At 63.7% G+C, this 16603-nt stretch carries 16 protein-coding genes; 11 read left to right on the top strand and 5 right to left on the bottom strand.

Going from position 1 to position 16603, the window contains the following annotated elements; translation table 11 throughout:
- Positions 1 to 150: 150 nt before the first annotated feature.
- From NTH_RS12870 to NTH_RS12860, 3 genes are all read left to right on the top strand, one after another.
- Positions 151 to 2667: an NAD-dependent epimerase/dehydratase family protein gene (locus NTH_RS12870; RefSeq protein WP_338530386.1), complete on the top strand. Its 2517-nt coding sequence runs from the start codon at positions 151 to 153 to the stop codon at positions 2665 to 2667.
- Positions 2668 to 2909: 242 nt separating this feature from the next.
- Positions 2910 to 4094, top strand: a complete 1185-nt coding sequence (locus NTH_RS12865) for a sulfite oxidase (protein WP_338530385.1) — start codon at positions 2910 to 2912, stop codon at positions 4092 to 4094.
- 47 nt (positions 4095 to 4141) lie between these two features.
- Positions 4142 to 4474 carry a c-type cytochrome gene (locus NTH_RS12860; RefSeq protein WP_338530384.1) on the top strand — a complete coding sequence of 111 codons (333 nt, stop codon included), beginning with the start codon at positions 4142 to 4144 and terminating at the stop codon, positions 4472 to 4474.
- Positions 4475 to 4498: 24 nt separating this feature from the next.
- On the opposite strand, the gene NTH_RS12855 is transcribed toward NTH_RS12860, so the two are convergent.
- On the bottom strand, positions 4499 to 4981 hold the full coding sequence (locus NTH_RS12855; protein WP_338530383.1) for a GNAT family acetyltransferase: 483 nt from the start codon (positions 4979 to 4981) through the stop codon (positions 4499 to 4501).
- Between the two features lie 161 nt (positions 4982 to 5142).
- Between NTH_RS12855 and NTH_RS12850 the strand changes: the two genes are divergently transcribed.
- From NTH_RS12850 to NTH_RS12815, 8 genes are all read left to right on the top strand, one after another.
- Complete coding sequence (locus tag NTH_RS12850; protein ID WP_338530382.1) at positions 5143 to 5337, top strand: DUF3309 family protein; 195 nt, start codon at positions 5143 to 5145, stop codon at positions 5335 to 5337.
- Between the two features lie 235 nt (positions 5338 to 5572).
- Positions 5573 to 6529, top strand: coding sequence for a cytochrome c oxidase subunit II (gene coxB / locus NTH_RS12845; RefSeq protein ID WP_338531901.1), 957 nt, complete (start codon positions 5573 to 5575; stop codon positions 6527 to 6529).
- Positions 6526 to 8439: a cytochrome c oxidase subunit I gene (ctaD, locus tag NTH_RS12840; RefSeq protein ID WP_338530381.1), complete on the top strand. Its 1914-nt coding sequence runs from the start codon at positions 6526 to 6528 to the stop codon at positions 8437 to 8439. Before coxB ends, ctaD begins: the two co-directional genes overlap by 4 nt.
- Before the next feature lie 2 nt (positions 8440 to 8441).
- Positions 8442 to 9044 (top strand): cytochrome c oxidase subunit 3, encoded by a 603-nt coding sequence (locus NTH_RS12835; protein WP_338530380.1) that lies wholly within the window; start codon positions 8442 to 8444, stop codon positions 9042 to 9044.
- Between the two features lie 15 nt (positions 9045 to 9059).
- On the top strand, positions 9060 to 9446 hold the full coding sequence (locus NTH_RS12830) for a hypothetical protein (RefSeq protein ID WP_338530379.1): 387 nt from the start codon (positions 9060 to 9062) through the stop codon (positions 9444 to 9446).
- Positions 9443 to 10369 carry a cytochrome c oxidase assembly protein gene (locus NTH_RS12825; RefSeq protein ID WP_338530378.1) on the top strand — a complete coding sequence of 309 codons (927 nt, stop codon included), beginning with the start codon at positions 9443 to 9445 and terminating at the stop codon, positions 10367 to 10369. Before NTH_RS12830 ends, NTH_RS12825 begins: the two co-directional genes overlap by 4 nt.
- Complete coding sequence (locus NTH_RS12820; protein WP_338530377.1) at positions 10366 to 10740, top strand: c-type cytochrome; 375 nt, start codon at positions 10366 to 10368, stop codon at positions 10738 to 10740. The genes NTH_RS12825 and NTH_RS12820 overlap by 4 nt, the downstream gene beginning before the upstream one ends.
- Positions 10734 to 11585 carry a c-type cytochrome gene (locus NTH_RS12815; RefSeq protein ID WP_338530376.1) on the top strand — a complete coding sequence of 284 codons (852 nt, stop codon included), beginning with the start codon at positions 10734 to 10736 and terminating at the stop codon, positions 11583 to 11585. The genes NTH_RS12820 and NTH_RS12815 overlap by 7 nt, the downstream gene beginning before the upstream one ends.
- Positions 11586 to 11656: 71 nt before the next feature.
- Here NTH_RS12815 and NTH_RS12810 read toward each other — a convergent pair whose 3' ends face one another.
- From NTH_RS12810 to NTH_RS12795, 4 genes are read right to left on the bottom strand one after another with little or no spacing between them, the layout of a single operon-like run.
- On the bottom strand, positions 11657 to 13054 hold the full coding sequence (locus NTH_RS12810; RefSeq protein ID WP_338531900.1) for an FGGY-family carbohydrate kinase: 1398 nt from the start codon (positions 13052 to 13054) through the stop codon (positions 11657 to 11659).
- Positions 13055 to 13076: 22 nt separating this feature from the next.
- Positions 13077 to 14075 (bottom strand): ABC transporter permease, encoded by a 999-nt coding sequence (locus tag NTH_RS12805; protein WP_338530375.1) that lies wholly within the window; start codon positions 14073 to 14075, stop codon positions 13077 to 13079.
- A complete protein-coding gene (locus NTH_RS12800; RefSeq protein WP_338530374.1) occupies positions 14072 to 15055 on the bottom strand; it encodes an ABC transporter permease in 984 nt (327 codons plus the stop codon). The genes NTH_RS12805 and NTH_RS12800 overlap by 4 nt, the downstream gene beginning before the upstream one ends.
- Positions 15052 to 16602 carry a sugar ABC transporter ATP-binding protein gene (locus tag NTH_RS12795; protein ID WP_338530373.1) on the bottom strand — a complete coding sequence of 517 codons (1551 nt, stop codon included), beginning with the start codon at positions 16600 to 16602 and terminating at the stop codon, positions 15052 to 15054. Before NTH_RS12795 ends, NTH_RS12800 begins: the two co-directional genes overlap by 4 nt.
- Between the last annotated feature and the right edge of the window lies 1 nt (position 16603).

Genomic DNA, 16603 nt, shown 5'->3' with positions numbered 1-16603 from the left:
TTTTGCAGTCGGACGGATCACCTGACGTCGGCAAAAATGCAGTGATAACAAAGAGATGGAGCGCCCTGGTGTATCCATGCGGACGCACGCCGCTCCAGTCGAGGGCAAACGGCCCGAGTCTGACATGGCTTGCCGTCCGAAGGAGCAAAGATGGCGGAAAAGCGAGACACGGTAATCATCACTGGCGGTAGCGGGTTTCTTGGCCGCGCGCTTATCGCGAGGCTTCGCGGACAATTCGACGTCATCTCGCTCGACCTGAAGGCCGCGAAAGGCGGGCCGGAGCCGGACCTGTTCGTCGAGATCGATCTCACCTCGGACAGCAGCGTGAAGGAAGCGTTCGAACGCGTGCGCGAGCATGCCGGAGACCGCATCGCATCCGTTGTCCATCTCGCCGCCTATTTCGATCTCACGGGGGAGCCGGATCCCAAGTATGACGAGATCACGGTGGGTGGTACCGGACGCCTCCTGGACGCGCTCCAGCGCTTCGAGGTCGAGCAGTTCGTGTTCGCCAGCACGATGCTTGTGCACGAGGCCGCCAGGCCCGGTGAAAGGATCGATGAAAGCCGTCCGCTTGATCCCAAGCTGCCCTATCGCGCATCGAAAGTTAAGACCGAGCAGATGATACGGCAAAGGCGCGGGAGCATCCCCGTCGTCTATCTTCGGCCGGCCGGCGTGTACGACGACCGGTGCAGCAATACTTTCCTTGCCCACCAGATCTCCCGCATCTACGAGCGGAATCCGAAGGCCCGCGTCTATCCGGGCGACCTCGAAACCGGCCAGTCCTTTCTCCATGTCGACGACTTGGCAGAGGGAATGCTGAAGCTCGTCGAGCGGCGCAAGGAGCTCCCGGCCGAGCTGCCACTCCTTTTGGGTGAGCCGGAAGCGATCGGCTACGGCGAGATGCAGCGCGAGATCGGTCTGCTGATCCACGGCGAGCCGTGGGAGACCTGGCCGGTTCCAAAGACTCTCGCCAAGACCGGCGCCTGGGTGGAAGAGGAAGTGCTGGACGAGGATCCATTCATCAAGCCGTGGATGGTCGACATCGCCGACGACCACTACGCGCTCGATGTCACCCGCGCAAAGACGCTGCTCGACTGGGAGCCGAGACGCTCGCTCCGCGAAACACTGCCCAGAATGATCGAGGCTCTGAAGGCCGATCCCGCCGGCTGGTACCGGGCGAACAAGCTGAATGCATCCAAGGTTGCCGGCCAGCGCCCGACCGGGCACACCGGACATAGCGGCAAGGCCATGCACGAGCACATGCGCAGGATGGCCGACATGCGGCTGCATATGCTGTGGGTGCATTTTCTCGTCATCGCGCTCGGTGCCTGGCTGCTGACGAGCCCGTTCCAGTTCGGGCTGTTCAACCCGGAGATGGCCGGCAATGCGGCGCGCGACGTCACGCAGGAGCGCGGCCTGTGGGAGCCGGCGCTGCGCAACGCCATCACCGGCTGGAACCAGATCGCCTGCGGGCTTCTCCTGATCCTGTTCGGCTCACTCGCTCTGAACTCCAGGTTCAAATGGGCGCAGTGGGGCACGACGGTCGTCGGCCTGTGGCTCCTCTTCGCGCCGCTCTTCTTCTGGACGCCCAGTGCGGCAGCCTATGCCAACGACACCATCGTCGGCGCGCTGGCCATTGCCTTCTCGGTGCTGGTGCCGATGATGCCGGGTATGAGCCATGAAGGCATGATGGACGAGAACGACGTCCCGGCCGGCTGGACCTACTCGCCCTCTTCCTGGCTGCAGCGCCTGCCGATCATCGCGCTCGGCCTGTTTGGTTTCTTCATCGCCCGCTACCTTGCCGCCTACCAGCTGGGGCATATCGATCACATATGGGAGCCGTTCTTCTCCGGCCGCGGCACGCAGAACGGGACCGAGCACATCATCACCTCCGACGTTTCGCGCGCCTGGCCGATACCGGACGCCGGGCTGGGAGCCACGAGCTACATGATCGAGGCGCTGATGGGCGTCATGGGCTCCTCCAAGCGCTGGCGCACAATGCCCTGGATGGTCGCATTCTTCTTCATTCTCGTGGTGCCGCTCGGTGGTGTTTCGATCTTCTTCATCGTAATCCAGCCGATCATGATAGGCACCTATTGCACGCTCTGCCTGATCGCCGCTTTCGCCATGCTGGTGATGATCCCGCTGACGGTCGACGAGGTCGTGGCCATGGGTCAGTACATGATGCGCAGCCAGCGTGCCGGCCGGCCGCTGATCCGCACGTTCCTGCAGGGCGGACCGGACACCGGAGGCAAGGTGGATGAGCGTGCCCGGTTCGGTGACCCCTTGAGGAAGCAGGCTGAAGCGTCCGTGTGGGGCGTCACCGTGCCCTGGACGCTGGTCGCCAGCTCCGTCCTCGGCGCCTGGCTCATGTTCTCCCGCCTCATGTTCGGTGCGGAAGGCGGCGTTGCCGACAGTGATCATCTGGTGGGAGCGATGATCATCACTGTCGCGGTAATCGCCATGGCGGAGGTCGCCCGGCCGCTGCGGTTCCTGAACGTTCTGTTCGGCCTCTGGCTCATCGCAGCGCCATGGATGCTTTCGGGCGCGGCTGCCGGGGCGGCCTGGAACGACGTGATCTGCGGCCTTCTCGTGATCACGCTCAGCTTGCCACGCGGAACGCGGAGCAACGAACATTATGGAAGCTGGGACCGCTATGTCTTCTGACAATCCGCTCGACACGCTGGTCCTCCGGTTGCGCAGTCGCGGCAGATGAACCATTGGACGGCGGAAGTGGAACGCGCAAGTATGGCCGTCGCCTCCCCTTCCACCTTTCGATCCTGTTTCAGGAACAAATGCACGCGGCAACCGGTTGGCTTTCGCAGGTCGGGTAGCCGACACGATCTGCGGAGACCTGCTGCGCTGCCGGGTTCGCCCGACCGGCATTGCAAGCAAAGGGAGGAAAACTCATGCTTACCATTCCCCGCCGCCATTTCCTGGTCGCAGTTGCCGGAACCGCAGGTGCATCGGCGTTGTCGCGCTCCGCGAATCCTGCATGGGCACAGGACGAAGGGCCCTTGCCGGAAGTGGTGGACTGGAAGGATCCCGATTCCACAATCGTGCACACCGAGTTCACCGTCGAGACGGAGCGTGGGGCAATCGGTACCAGCGGCATCACTTCGAAGGACGTTCTGTACCTGCGCAACAATCTGCCATCACCAGACGAGGACAGGGTTGCCGACCGGGATAGCTGGGAAGTCTCGATCGAAGGCGTGCGCGAGCCGCGCTCGATCACCGTCGGCGAACTTAAGGACCTTGGCGTGGAGACGGTCGCCACGGTTCTGCAGTGCTCGGGCAACGGACGCGGCTTCTTCGATCACGATACCAGTGGATCACAGTGGCTGACCGGTGCCGCAGGAAACCTGCTTTGGAGCGGTGTCCCCGTGCGCAATGTGGTAGACGCTTTGGGCGGCCTTGAGGACGGGCGCAATTTCATGACCAGCACCGGCGGAGAGACGTTGCCGGAGGGCATTGATGCTAAGCAGGTTGTGGTCGAGCGTTCGGTACCAGTGGACCACGCCGTGGAGCATGCGATCCTTGCGTGGGAAATGAACGGCGAGCCGGTACCGCGGGCCCACGGCGGGCCGCTTCGGGTCATTGTCCCCGGCTACTACGGCATAAACAATGTGAAATATGTGAAGCGCGTGTCCTTTACCGAGGAGGAAAGCGACGCCGCGATCATGCGCACGGGCTATCGTGTGCGCCCGGTCGGAGTTGACGGGGCGCCGGACCAGCCCTCCATGTGGGAGATGAAGGTCAAGTCCTGGGTCACCCGGCCGCTTGCCGAGGCGGGAACCGGCCGCGTGCAGATCCACGGGGTTGCATTCGGCGGCTTCAACGCATTGGACAGCGTCGAGGTGTCGACCGATGGCGGCGACAACTGGCAGCAGGCCCGCCTTCTCGGACCCGACCTTGGCCGGTTTTCCTGGCGCCCGTTCGTGCTGTCGGCCGAGCTGGAGCCGGGCACCTATACGGTGACCAGCCGAGCCACGGATGCGGAAGGAACCGTGCAGGAGGAAGTCACGGCCCCCAACCATCGTGGATACGACTACAGCGGCTGGCGCGCGCTTGCCGTGGACGTGACCGTCGTTTGATCGGTCGTGGGCCGTCCCTTTGGGGCGGCCTGCCTTGGGAGAGCTTCATGACGAAGACGTATCGCCACGGGCGCGTCGCCTTGCGCGCGCTCGCAATCCTCTGGTCGGCCGGTGCCTGGGCGGGAGACGGCTTGGGAGACGAAGCGGGAAAGCGCGTCTTCACTTCCGCTGAGCCCGCCTGCCAGGTCTGCCACACGCTGGCCGACGCCGATGCCACCGGCCGCGTCGGTCCTAACCTGGACAACCTTCAGCCGTCCGAGGACCAGGTGCGCAATGTCGTGCGCGGTGGCGCAGATGGCATGCCGCCCTATGGAGACAGGCTTAGCGACGAGGAAATCGATGCCGTGGCCGAGTACGTCGCAGAGGTCGCCGGCGAGTGATCATGTAGCCGCGGCCTCCGGCTGCTACTCGCCCTCCCGCTCGACGCGACTGGATAGCCACTGATATACGCCCAGCGCCACGAGCGCGATCATCGCCGATGCGAACAGGGCCGCCGGATAGATGACCGCAGGAATGTCCTCGCGGCTGGTCTTGAAGACCATCACCAGCGCCTCCAGACTGGCGGCAATCACGATGATGGTGATGAATTTGGTGATCGAGCGCCGGGATTCCCGGGTTGAGCGCAGTTCCCTTTTGCGGAAAAGCTCTTCCTCCGCGATAAAGGTCCCCGTCTCGACGACGGCGAAGCCGATGATCATCAGGCCTATGCCATCCAGCGTCCTGCGGACCCGGTCAATGCTGTTGCTCTCGGCCGCGAACAATCCGCTGGCAACTTCCCACACGGCATGTCCGACCAATAGGAAAGCGGAAGCCATAAGGGTCACGGTGGCAATCAGGAAGTAAACCAAGGCCGCCGTCTTATAGAGCTTTTTCATCGCGGCACCCACGACCTCCACCATGCCGAACCAATCCCGCTATTTCGCATTACACGCCGTGTAGCGCTTGCAAGCGCGAGTTCACGCAGCCGACGCTCGTCTCTTGCAAGGAACGTTCTCGCCTTGCTGGCGTTCCAAATGGACCACTGCACCGAAACTCGTGGAGGCATTTTATGTTGGGCTTTTGGATTCTGCTGCTCTTGTTGGTCCTGTTGATCGCTGCACTGCCGACCTACCCCTATAGCCGGGATTGGGGATACTGGCCCGGTGGGATACTGCTTGCCTTCCTGATCCTCTGGCTGGTGCTTATCTATTTCGGCGCGGTCGCGTTCTGGTGGCCGTGGGCGCCGGTCGCACCACCTGCTTGAATACCGGTTCACCGGGACAGCCGCCGTGTTCCGACGGTGCGGGAACAATCTTCAGCACCGCTGGTTGCATCGAGGGGCGCTCCCGGTGGCTGTGCCGGGCCAGAGACTCTTCTCGACCTAAGTGCGCTCCATTTGAAACGCACCGGCGGATATAATGCGGGCTTGCCGAAACACTCGACAACATGACAATTCCAAGGGAAGTTCGAGGCTAGCGGTCCTGCTTGCCTTGAGCGTCGTGCTTCTCCAAGGCTGTTCCCAGGTTCAAAGCAGCCTCGATCCGGCCAGCCGTAGCGCCGCCCTCATCGCCAATCTGTGGTGGGGGATGCTCATCGTCGGCACGGCCATTCTCGTTGCGGTTCTGCTGGCCTTGTTCATCGCCCTGAGACGCGGCAGGGGGCCTGTTGAGCGGCCATTATCGGCACGCGGCAGTTTCCTTCTGGTGCTCGCCGGCGGCGTGGCCACACCAATGGTCGTGATTCTGGCCATGATCGTCGTGGGCGTTTCGATGGGCCGGGAAATCGGCGACCGGCCCGACAGCGGCCCGATCGTGGAGGTCATCGGCAGGCTTTGGTGGTGGGAACTGCGCTACTTGGACGAGAACGGCGATCTGATTGCGACGACGGCTAACGAGATGCACGTTCCGGTCGGTCAGCCGGTTCGCCTGCGCCTGATCTCCGAGAACGTGATCCACAGCTTCTGGGTACCGCAACTTCAGGGCAAGACCGACCTCATTCCCGGTCAGGTGAACGAAAGCTGGATCGAGGCGGAAAGGGCCGGCGTCTATCGCGGCCAGTGCTCCGAATATTGCGGCCAGCAGCATGCGCTGATGAGCTTCCTCGTGGTCGCCGATCCGCCGGAAGAGTTCGAGCAGTGGCTTTCGCGACAGGCCGAGCCCGCCAACGATCCCCAGAGCAGCCAGGAGGAGCGGGGCCAGCAGGTTTTCCTCGAACAGGGATGCGTCGGCTGCCACGCGGTCCGCGGCCTGTCGGCAGCTGGCGAGATCGGGCCGGACCTCACGCATCTTGCTAGTCGACGGACGCTGGCCGCTGCCACAATTCCCAACACCAAGGGACATCTGGGCGGCTGGATCACCGATCCGCAGCACGTCAAGCCGGGCAACCAGATGCCCTCGACGGTCATGGAGCCTGGTGATCTCCAGGCGCTTCTCGCCTTCCTCGGGAGCCTTGAATGAGCGTCACTTCGAACAGCGGCCAGGAGCCGATCGTTGCGCGGACGCCCGAGGAGGTGGAGCGCCTGGGCGCCACCTGGCAATCACCCAAAGGGTTCATCGGCTGGTTCATGCCGGTCAACCAACGGGTGATCGGCCGCAGATTCGTGCTTACGGCGTTCGTCTTCTTCTTCCTGGCCGGGGCGCTGGGGGTGCTGATGCGCATCCAGCTCATGAGCCCCGAAAACGATTTTCTTTCGCCCGACCTCTACAACCAGTTCTTCACCGTGCATGGCACAGCCATGATGTTCCTTTTCGCAATCCCCGTCATGGAAGGCATCGCCATCTATGTCGTTCCTATGATGGTCGGGGCGCGGGACATGGCGTTCCCGCGGCTGAACGCCTTCGGCTACTACGTCTATCTGATTGGCGGGACCGTATTTTTCGGTTCTCTCTTGCTGGGATTCGCGCCGTCGGCTGGCTGGTTCAACTACGTGCCGCTGGCAGGCAAGGAATATTCGCCGGGCCTCGGCGTCGGCATCTGGACGACGATGATCACCTTCATCGAGGTTTCCGCGCTGACGGCAGCCGTAGAAATCATCGTTACGATCCTGAAACTGCGCGCGCCGGGCATGACGCTCGCCCGCATGCCGCTCTTCGTCTGGGCGGCATTGGTGACCGCCTTCATGATCGTCTTCGCCATGCCGGCCGTCATCGCCTCCAGCAGCATGCTGGTCCTCGACCGGCAGGTGGGAACACATTTCTTTACGCCGGAAACGGGCGGCCAGCCGCTGCTCTGGCAACATCTCTTCTGGTTCTTCGGTCACCCCGAAGTCTACATCATCCTGATGCCGGCTCTCGGCATTATCTCGACCATCATTCCGGTATTCACGCAGCGGCCGATCTTCGGCTACACAGCGCTGGTGCTCTCGCTTGTCGCCACCGGCTTCGTCGGCTTCGGGCTTTGGGTGCACCACATGTTCACGACAGGACTGCCGCAGCTCGGCATGACCTTCTTCATGGCGGCGAGCGCCATGATCGCCATTCCCCAAGGCATACAGGTCTTTTGCTGGATCGCCTCGCTGTGGGGCGGGCGCGTCCGCTTCGAGACGCCGCTGCTTTATGTGCTCGGCTTCTTTGTCATCTTCGTTGCCGGCGGCATAACCGGCGTCATGGTGGCAGTCATCCCCTTCGACCTGCAGGTCCACGATACGTTCTTCCTCGTGGCGCATTTCCACTACGTACTGATCGGCGGCGCCGTCTTTCCGCTGATCGGCGGCATCTACTACTGGTACCCGAAAATGTTCGGCCGGATGATGGACGAGCGCCTCGGCAAGATCAGCTTTTGGCTGGCATTCATTGGCTTCAACGTCACCTTCTTCCCCATGCACCAGCTCGGTCTCGAAGGCATGCCACGGCGCATCTACACCTATCTCGGAGAATTGGGCTGGGGCGATTTGAACCTGTTGGCGACCCTCGGCTCGCTCGTTCTGGCGGGCGGATTCCTGCTCAGCCTTTTCAACGCGGTGTGGAGCCTGTGGCGGGGAGAGCCGGCAGGCGACGACCCGTGGGGTTCACCGACTCTCGAATGGGCCACGCCCTCGCCGCCGCCAAACTATAACCATGAATATATTCCGATCGTTTCCGGACGCTATCCGCTGTGGGAGCGGCGGGGCCAGGCCTCACAGCCCGTCGTCACGGGGCTGCGCGACGACCGGCGCGAAGTGCTGGTGACATCGGTGCTCGATGCCGAGCCGCAGGCTGTAGCCGTTATGCCCGGCCCGACGATCTGGCCGTTCATTTCGGCGGTGGCCGCTTCGACGGGCTTCCTCGGCATCCTCTACCATCCGAGCTTCTTCCTCGTCGGCTTCTTCGGAGCGGCGGCAACCTTCACCATGTGGTTCTGGCCGCGCCGGCCGTGGAGGGACGATTAGCGATGCAGAACCGCGCCGGCTACGACGCAAGCCATCTCACCCGTTTCGCCCATCGGACGCATCCGCTCTGGTGGGGCATCCTTGGAGTCGTCACGATCGAGGCGACCGTGGTGGCCTCGCTGATCGCGAGCTATTTCTACCTGCGCATGGATGCCGGTGCATGGCCCCCGCCCGGCGTGGAGCCGCCCAGCCTGCTTCTGCCAACGGCCAATGCCGCTCTCCTGCTGATCAGCAGCGGGACGATGTACTGGGCCGGCTGGGGGATAAACAGGGGCAACAAGCTCGTGCTCACGCTCGGCACCAGTGTCAGCGTGGCGCTCGCCTGCCTGGTGCTCGTCTTCAGAAGCATTGAGCTCTGGACGCTCGGCTTTACCTGGGACAGCCACCCCTACGGCTCGATCGTGTGGGTGATGATGGGCTTCCATTTCACCCACGTCGTCTCCGCGATCATCGGCACGGCGGTCGTCGCCGTGCTGGCGGGGATCGGATACTTCACGCCCGAAAGACAGCTCGGCGTCGTGGTCGATACGCTCTACTGGTACTTCGTGGCCGGGATCTGGGTGGCGCTCTATCTCGTGCTGTGCTGGGCGCCGCGCGTCCTGTGACGGAGGGAGACGCAAATGCAAAATCGCAGCGAAAAAATTGCGCTCTCAAAGACCGGCATTCTCGCGATGTGGGCTGGCTGGCTCTTCGGTCCGGTCGCATGGGCCGCTCACCAGAACGTGAGCTATGGTCTGACGCACCTGCTCTGCGGCGCCGGCGCGAAATGGCCTTTCTACCTGGCCACCTTCCTGGCCCTGGCGGTTGTCGCCGCCGCCGGGTACGTGTCGTGGTGGCTACGCCAAGCGACGTTGGAGGCGAGGGACACCGGCAACCACGCGGTCGCGGCCTCTCGCGGCCGGTTCGTGGCAACCGTCGGCGTCCTCATCTGCGCCCTTTCCGGCACCGGCATTCTCGTGGAGACGATACCGGTTCTCATGCTGGATGCCTGTGCGGGGGCAACATGATGGCAAGGCGAGCGCGGATATTCCTATCGACGATCCTTTTGTCGGCCGCGTTCGCCGACGCTGCGGCAGCGCACACATTCGGCCCTGCCAGCGGGGCCGGGTCATTGGCCTGGGCCGCCTTTACCGCCGCAGCACTCGCCCTGGCGGCCATTTTCTATGCGCAGGGGCTGCGCCGCCTGTGGGCGCGCGCCGGCGCCGGCGCGGGTATCCGGCGCTGGCAGGCGGCAGCCTTTGCCGGCGGGTGGCTGAGCGCAGCGGCGGCCCTCCTGTCGCCGCTCGACCAGTGGGGCGAGGAGCTGTTTTCAGCGCACATGGTGCAGCACGAGATCCTAATGCTCGTCTCGGCGCCGCTGATCGTGCTCGGGCGGCCCGCCGCAGTGTTTTTGTGGGCGTTCTCTCCGAACGGTCGTCGCCGGACCGGCCGCTTTTTCTCGAGCTCGCCATGGCTCGCGATCTGGCGTCCCCTGACTCATCCTCTGGGAGCCTGGACCATCTACGCGACGGTGCTGTGGGCTTGGCACGCGCCCGTCCTCTTCGAGGCGGCAACGGTGAGGAATGACGTCCACGCCTTGCAACACGCCACCTTCTTTGGTGCGGCCCTCCTGTTCTGGTGGGCGTTTCTCGATGCCGGCCACGGGCGGTCCAACGACGGCATCGCGCTCGTCGCCAACTTCACCACCGCCGTCCATTCCTCCCTTCTCGGCGCCTTGCTCACCTTCGCTTCGAGCGCCTGGTATTCGCCTTACCTCGAGACCGCCGCGCATTGGGGCCTGACGCCGCTGGAGGACCAGCAACTCGGCGGTCTCATCATGTGGGTGCCGGGCGGCCTTGCGCACCTTATCGCCGGCCTCGTAGTGGGGGCGCGATGGATAGGTCAGGAGCGCCGCGGACCAGTGCCGGATCGCGCGGGAGGCGGCAAGTGATAGCCAAACGGTTCGCCATCGGATTCACCGCTCTTCTCTCCGCTTCCGGCTGCAGCGACGCGCCCCGCGTCACAGCGGGCGATCCCGAGGCAGGCGCAACGGCGATCGATAATTATGGTTGCGGCACCTGCCACACCATCCCCGGAATTTTGGGGGCCGACGCCACGGCGGGGCCGCCGCTGGACAATTATGGCAGACGTGTCTACGTCGCCGGCGTCATTCCCAACACGACCGACGATCTCGTAAGCTGGATCCGGCATCCTCAGGAGGTCGACCCCCGCACGGCAATGCCGGACCTGGGCGTCGCGGAAGATGAAGCGCGAGATATCGCCGCATACCTTTATGCGAGGACGGGAGACGGGGAATGGTGAGGGCGCTTTCCGTCATTTTGGTGGCCGGGATTGTCGGGCTGGGTGCAGCCGTGGGGTACGTCTACTCCGGCATCTACGATGTGGCCGCGACGCGGCAGCACACGCCTCCCGTCTACTGGTTGCTGCAGACGGCCCTGTCGCGTTCGGTCGCGGTGCGCGCCAACCATATCGAAGCGCCCGACCTTTCGGGCGAGGAACGGTTCCGCTCGGGCATGCGGCGCTACCGGGAGCATTGCGTCCAGTGTCACGGGGCTCCCGGCGTCGCGCCGGCGCAGTTTGCCCTGGGCATGACGCCTGTTCCGCCGCCCATCGTGCAGGCGGGGCGGGAACTCAGCCCTGAAGAGATCTTCTGGATCGTCAAACACGGGCTGAAGATGACCGGAATGCCGGGCTGGGACCTGAAGCTGACGGACGGGCAGATCTGGGACATTGTCGCCTTTGCGATCAACGTGCCGTACCTGTCTCCCGTCCAGTACTACGAGTTGGCTGGCATCGAACCCCCCCAATCGGCGGTAGGCGAAGCGGAGGAGCCGGATGAGGATTCCGGCGATGCGGCCAGGGGCAAGGTTGCACTACGCCAATATGGCTGCATTTCCTGCCATACAATCGAGGGGGTAACCGGACCGGATGCATGGGTGGGACCGCCCTTGAGGCGCATGAGCGCGCGCAAGTACATTGCGGGGGTCCTGCCGAACAGCCGCGAAAACCTCGTGCGCTGGATCCGCGATCCTCAGGGCGTCGATCCGTTGACCGCGATGCCCGACCTCGGCGTTACTGCAAGCCATGCGCGGGACATCGCGGCCTATCTCAATTCCCTGGGCGATGAAGAGCGCCAGGAAAGGTAGGCGAGGCGAAAGGCGAAGCCGATGCGGCGCCGTGCTGCCTCCGACCGTGATCTGTCGTCAAAGGCCGAGCCTCACGGCCTATCGGCGAGCCCGCGAGCCTTAATCTCAGCCAGCCAGCGGCGGGCATAGCTATTCCAGTGAGAACCGGGATATTCGATGATCTTGCGATCGTTGCTCGATCTCATACCGGAATAGTCTGCAAGCAGTGTTGCGCCGATGCTCGTGCCCGTCGCGCTGCCCGCGTCGGCAACGACACCTCGACCGGTGGCTGCCGACAGCATGCGCAGGAAGAGATCGTTAGTAGCGAACGGCCCTTCGGTGACGGTCACGCCGTCGGCCCCGACCAGATCCAGGCAAACCGCCGTCATCATAGCCAGATAGAACGACGACGCCACCTGCCGCTCGCCCGAACCGATTTCGCCGTCGCAGACCCATGCGGCCCGGCTTCTTGGGAAAGGGCCGCTTCCCTGCTGCACCGAGGGCAGATGCAAGATGCCTTTCGACAGGACGGCCGCGACGTCGTCCTCCGTCCAGCCTTGTTCGAGCCCGTCCGTCAGCACAGCATATTCACGGCCGCCCATGAACCGTGCCGAGGGCACCGGATCGCCGGAAGCGCTGACATTGATGAGTGTGTCGCGTTCCGGATCGAGGGCTGCCGGCCTGCCGCCCACCGCCATTGCCACCACCCAGGTGCCGGTCGAGACGACAGAAAAGGGCGGGAGGCGCGACAGGAGATGCGGCAGCAGCGATGCGTTGGAATCGTGGATGCCGCACAGCACCTGGGTCGTCGGTTCAAGGCCGGTATATCCGGCGATGTCGGGCAGCACCGGCCCGAGCGCATCCTGCGCCGGCCGGACCGGCGCCATCAGTGCCCGCCAGCTCATTCGGTCAACCAGAGACGAGAAATCGCCAGCGGCGGGATTCCATAGATCGGTATGGCAGCCGAGCGAGGTTACTTCGTTGGCCGCTATCCCCGTCAGCCGCCATGCCCAATATTGTGGATAGGCCATGATCGCCGCGACATTGGCAAAGGCGGAAGGAAAGGCGCGCGACTGCCAGAAGAATTGGGCGCCGAGATTGAGGCCGGCGGGAAGGCGCGGCGAGCCGCTTTCGGAGAAATCGGGCCGTACCGCGTCATAGTCGGAGGCGAGAGTGTCGGGGCCGTCATGCTCGTAGTCGAGTACCGGGAGGGCCAAGCCACCCTTGCTGTCCAGAAGGGCCGCCGTCGCGCCGTGGGTGGTGACGGTAAGCGCGTCGACGGGGTGCCGCTGCCGAAGTTCAGCCAACCCGTCGAGGATGAAGCGCCACAGGCGGTCGACATCGTGATGCGGATATGGGCCGTCGGTCTGCACGGCGTTGGGCATGCGCCTGTGGTCGATTTCCCGGGGAGACGCCAGATCGACAAGCGCCAGCTTGGCATTGGTCTTGCCGATGTCGATGACGGCGATATGGCGCGGCCGGCCGGTCATGAGTTGGCGTGTTTGAGCTTCATCAGCCAACGCTCTCCCCGCGCAGGCGGCGCCAGACGATCGGCGCGGCGATGACGCCTATCAAAAGCATGCCGATGAAAATCGACATCACGATGCCGGGTACATTGGCGAGCCCGAAGCCGAAGGTGACGAGCCCCATGATGAGGGCCGCAAGCACGACGCCAGGAATGCTGCCCGAACCGCCCAATATGCTGACGCCGCCGAGCACCACCATGGTGACCACCTCCAGTTCCCAGGCAAAGGCGATGGATGGCCGCGTCGAGCCGAGGCGCGAGGTGAGGCAGACGGCGGCCACGCCCGACATCAGCCCGGTGAGCAGGAACAGGATGAACTTCACCCGCGCCACGCGGATGCCCGAAAACAGCGCCCCCGTGGCGTTATTGCCGATGGCGTAGACCATGCGGCCGAAATAGGTAGCATGCAGCAGGACGCCGAAGATCAGGGCGATGAACAGGAACAGCACCAGCTCGAAGGAGACCACCCACCACACATAACCCTGGCCGAAGAAGGCGAAATCGGCCGGATATCCGGTGAAGGCCTTGTCGCCGAGGATGATATAGGCGATGCCGCGAAACAGGCTCATCGTGCCGATGGTGACCACGATGGAAGGCAGGCCGAGGCCGGTGACCAGAAGCCCGTTGAACGCGCCGCACAGAAGCCCGACGCCAAGACCGATCATGACCAGCTCCGGCGTGCCGGCGCCGTATTGCAGCGCCAGCCCCATCAGGGTCGAGGCAAGGGCGATGATGGCGGCCACCGACAGGTCGATCTCGCCGGCAATGATCAGAAGCGCCATGGCCATGGCAATCATCGCCTTTTCGGTGAAGTTGAAAGTGGCGTCTGAAAGGTTCCATGCGTTCAGGAAATAGGGCGAGGCGTATGCGTTCACCGCGAAAACGAAGACGACCACGCCGACAAGCAGCATCTCCCAGCTCTTGAGCCATGTCGTCCAGCGGCTTTCAAGCCGGTCGGGGATGGCGCGGGCGGTGGTGTCGCTCATGAGGCGGCCTCCGATTGTCGCAGTATGATGCGGCCACGCCGGCGCTCGGCGCGGGCGTTGAAGGCAACGGCCAAGATGATGGCGGCGCCGGATATGGCGAGCTGCCAGAAGGGCGAGATGTTGACGACCGGCAAGGCATTCTTGATCACGCCGAAGAAGAGCGCGCCCAGCACCGCGCCGCCGACCGACCCGATGCCGCCGGCAATGGAAATGCCGCCGATCACGCAGGCGGCGATGATGTCGAGCTCGAAGCCGCCGGCGATGTCGACATAGGCGACAGCGTAACGGGAAATCCATAGATAGCCGGACAAGCCGGCCAAGGCCCCGGCGAGGGTGAAGGCAACGAAGCGGGTGCGCCCGACGTCTATGCCAGTGTAGACGGCGGCCGTCGGATTGCCGCCCACTGCGTAGAAGGCGCGGCCGAGCGCCGTACGGCCGATAAGAACCGTCATCAGCACGACGATGAATATGGCGACCCAGGAGAGGACCGGCAGGCCGAAGAACACGGCACGCGGAAATGCCTTGAAGGCGTCGCTCATCTGGTGCGCGTTGACCCACGCTCCGCCGGACAGGACGAAGACCAGACCGCGGAAGATCGTCAGCGTGCCGAGCGTGACGACGATGGGCGGAATGTTGAGCTTCCACACGAAGATACCGTTGAAGGCACCGAGAATGGCGCCCACGGCTATCGCCAGCGCGATCAGCGCCGGTACGGGAATGCCGGGCATCGCCGCGTTGAGCATGGCGACCACCATGCCGCTCAACGCCAGATTGGCGGCCATCGAGAGGTCGATGCAGCGTGTCAGAATTACCATCATCTGGCCCAGCGCCAGAATAATGAGGATCGACGTGTCATTGAAGACGCGGACGAGATTGGCAGCGCTGACGAAAGCCGGGAAGCGGATCGCGATCAGGATCGTCAGAAGAACGATGGCGCCGGCAAGAAGTGCCTCGCGCGATTTGAGAAACCGGGAGATCATGACTGTACCTTGTCTATGCCGGCCGCGGCCCTTACCAGCGTTTCCGCATCCAGCCCCTCGCGCGCAAACTCGCCCGCAATACGCCCTTCGCGCATGACGATCACCCGGTCCGCCATGCCAAGCACTTCCGGTATTTCGGAAGACACCATGATGATGCTCAAGCCTTCCGACGCCAGCTCGCTCATGAATTCATGAACAGCAGCCTTGGAGCCGATATCGATGCCCTTGGTCGGCTCGTCGAGAATGATGACCTTGGGCTTCGTCGCCAGCCACTTTGCGATCACCACCTTCTGCTGGTTGCCGCCCGAAAGGGTGGCGATGTCACGATCCAGGGCGGCGGCGCGCAGTTCGAGGCGGCTGGTATATTCGCGCGCCAGCCTGAACTCCTCGGAAAGCTGCAGGAAACCCGCGCGGGTCGTCTTGCCGAGCGAGGGCAGCGTGACGTTCTGGAAGATCGGCAGGCCCGCGATGGCGCCCTGGCTTCCACGCTCTTCCGGCACGTAGACGATGCCGCGCCGGATGGCCTCGGCCGGGCTGCGGATGACGGCGACTTCGCCGTCTATCCTGACCGCCCCCCTGGAAGGCCGGGTGATGCCAAATAGCGCCTGCATCAATTCGCTGCGACCGGCGCCAACCAACCCGTAGAAGCCGAGAATTTCGCCGCGACGCAGTTCAAAGCCGATGTCGGCGAACTCGGTGGGATGGCTGTAGCCGGAGACGGTGAAGACGGTCTCGCCTATCTCGGCTTCGGTCTTTGGAAATATCTTGTCGACCGAGCGGCCCACCATCAGGCGCACCAACTCATTGTGGCTCGTGTCGGCCATCAGCCCGGCGCCGACGCATTCGCCGTCGCGGAAAACCGTATAGCGGTCGGCGATGCGGAAAATCTCGTCGAACTTATGCGAGATGAACAGGATCGCCTTGCCCTCGGCCTTGAGGCGCTCCACCAGTTCATAGAGTTCGTTGATCTCCTTGTGCGACAGCGCCGCCGTCGGCTCGTCCATGATTACGATGCGCGCATCGACGGAGAGAGCGCGGGCAATCGCGACCAGGTGCTTGCTGGCGATGCCGAGGCCCCGCAACCTGGCTTCGGGATCGATATCGGCGCCGACACGGCGCAAAAGCGCCGCCGCGTCCTTGTTCATGCGCTTCCAGTCGATCAGGCCGAAGCGGCCGCGCGGCGCATGGCCGAGATAGATGTTTTCGGCCACGGAAAGCTCGTCGAACAGCACCGTTTCCTGATGGATCGCGGTGATGCCGGCACGAGCCGCGTCATAGGCGGTAGAGAAAGAGACCGGTTCGCCGGCAAGCGTGATGGTGCCATGGTCGGGCTGATAGATGCCCGTCAGGATCTTCACCAGCGTCGACTTTCCGGCCCCGTTTTCTCCGACGAGCGCGGTCACGGTTCCGGGATAAAGGTCGAGCGCCACCTCGGACAGCGCCCGAACACCGGGAAAGGATTTGCTGACGCCGTCCAGCGTCAAAAGCGGCCGGGTCGCCAATGGGGACGCATGCTGCGCGATTGCCGGGCTTGCCGAATTCAACATG

The organism is Nitratireductor thuwali, assembly GCF_036621415.1.
Lineage (GTDB): Bacteria > Pseudomonadota > Alphaproteobacteria > Rhizobiales > Rhizobiaceae > Chelativorans > Chelativorans thuwali.
Note: the sequence above shows the minus strand (reverse complement) of the source record. Positions and strands in the feature narration are given on the sequence as shown.

Coding starts and splice junctions, on each gene's coding strand:
- NTH_RS12835 (WP_338530380.1), top strand. CDS start 8,442: ATGCAGAACCGCGCCGGCTACGACGCAAGCCATCTCACCCGTTTCGCC.
- NTH_RS12800 (WP_338530374.1), bottom strand. CDS start 15,055: ATGATCTCCCGGTTTCTCAAATCGCGCGAGGCACTTCTTGCCGGCGCC.
- NTH_RS12810 (WP_338531900.1), bottom strand. CDS start 13,054: ATGACCGGCCGGCCGCGCCATATCGCCGTCATCGACATCGGCAAGACC.
- NTH_RS12865 (WP_338530385.1), top strand. CDS start 2,910: ATGCTTACCATTCCCCGCCGCCATTTCCTGGTCGCAGTTGCCGGAACC.
- NTH_RS12830 (WP_338530379.1), top strand. CDS start 9,060: ATGCAAAATCGCAGCGAAAAAATTGCGCTCTCAAAGACCGGCATTCTC.
- NTH_RS12825 (WP_338530378.1), top strand. CDS start 9,443: ATGATGGCAAGGCGAGCGCGGATATTCCTATCGACGATCCTTTTGTCG.
- NTH_RS12850 (WP_338530382.1), top strand. CDS start 5,143: ATGTTGGGCTTTTGGATTCTGCTGCTCTTGTTGGTCCTGTTGATCGCT.
- NTH_RS12870 (WP_338530386.1), top strand. CDS start 151: ATGGCGGAAAAGCGAGACACGGTAATCATCACTGGCGGTAGCGGGTTT.
- NTH_RS12805 (WP_338530375.1), bottom strand. CDS start 14,075: ATGAGCGACACCACCGCCCGCGCCATCCCCGACCGGCTTGAAAGCCGC.
- ctaD (WP_338530381.1), top strand. CDS start 6,526: ATGAGCGTCACTTCGAACAGCGGCCAGGAGCCGATCGTTGCGCGGACG.
- NTH_RS12815 (WP_338530376.1), top strand. CDS start 10,734: ATGGTGAGGGCGCTTTCCGTCATTTTGGTGGCCGGGATTGTCGGGCTG.
- NTH_RS12860 (WP_338530384.1), top strand. CDS start 4,142: ATGACGAAGACGTATCGCCACGGGCGCGTCGCCTTGCGCGCGCTCGCA.
- NTH_RS12795 (WP_338530373.1), bottom strand. CDS start 16,602: ATGTTGAATTCGGCAAGCCCGGCAATCGCGCAGCATGCGTCCCCATTG.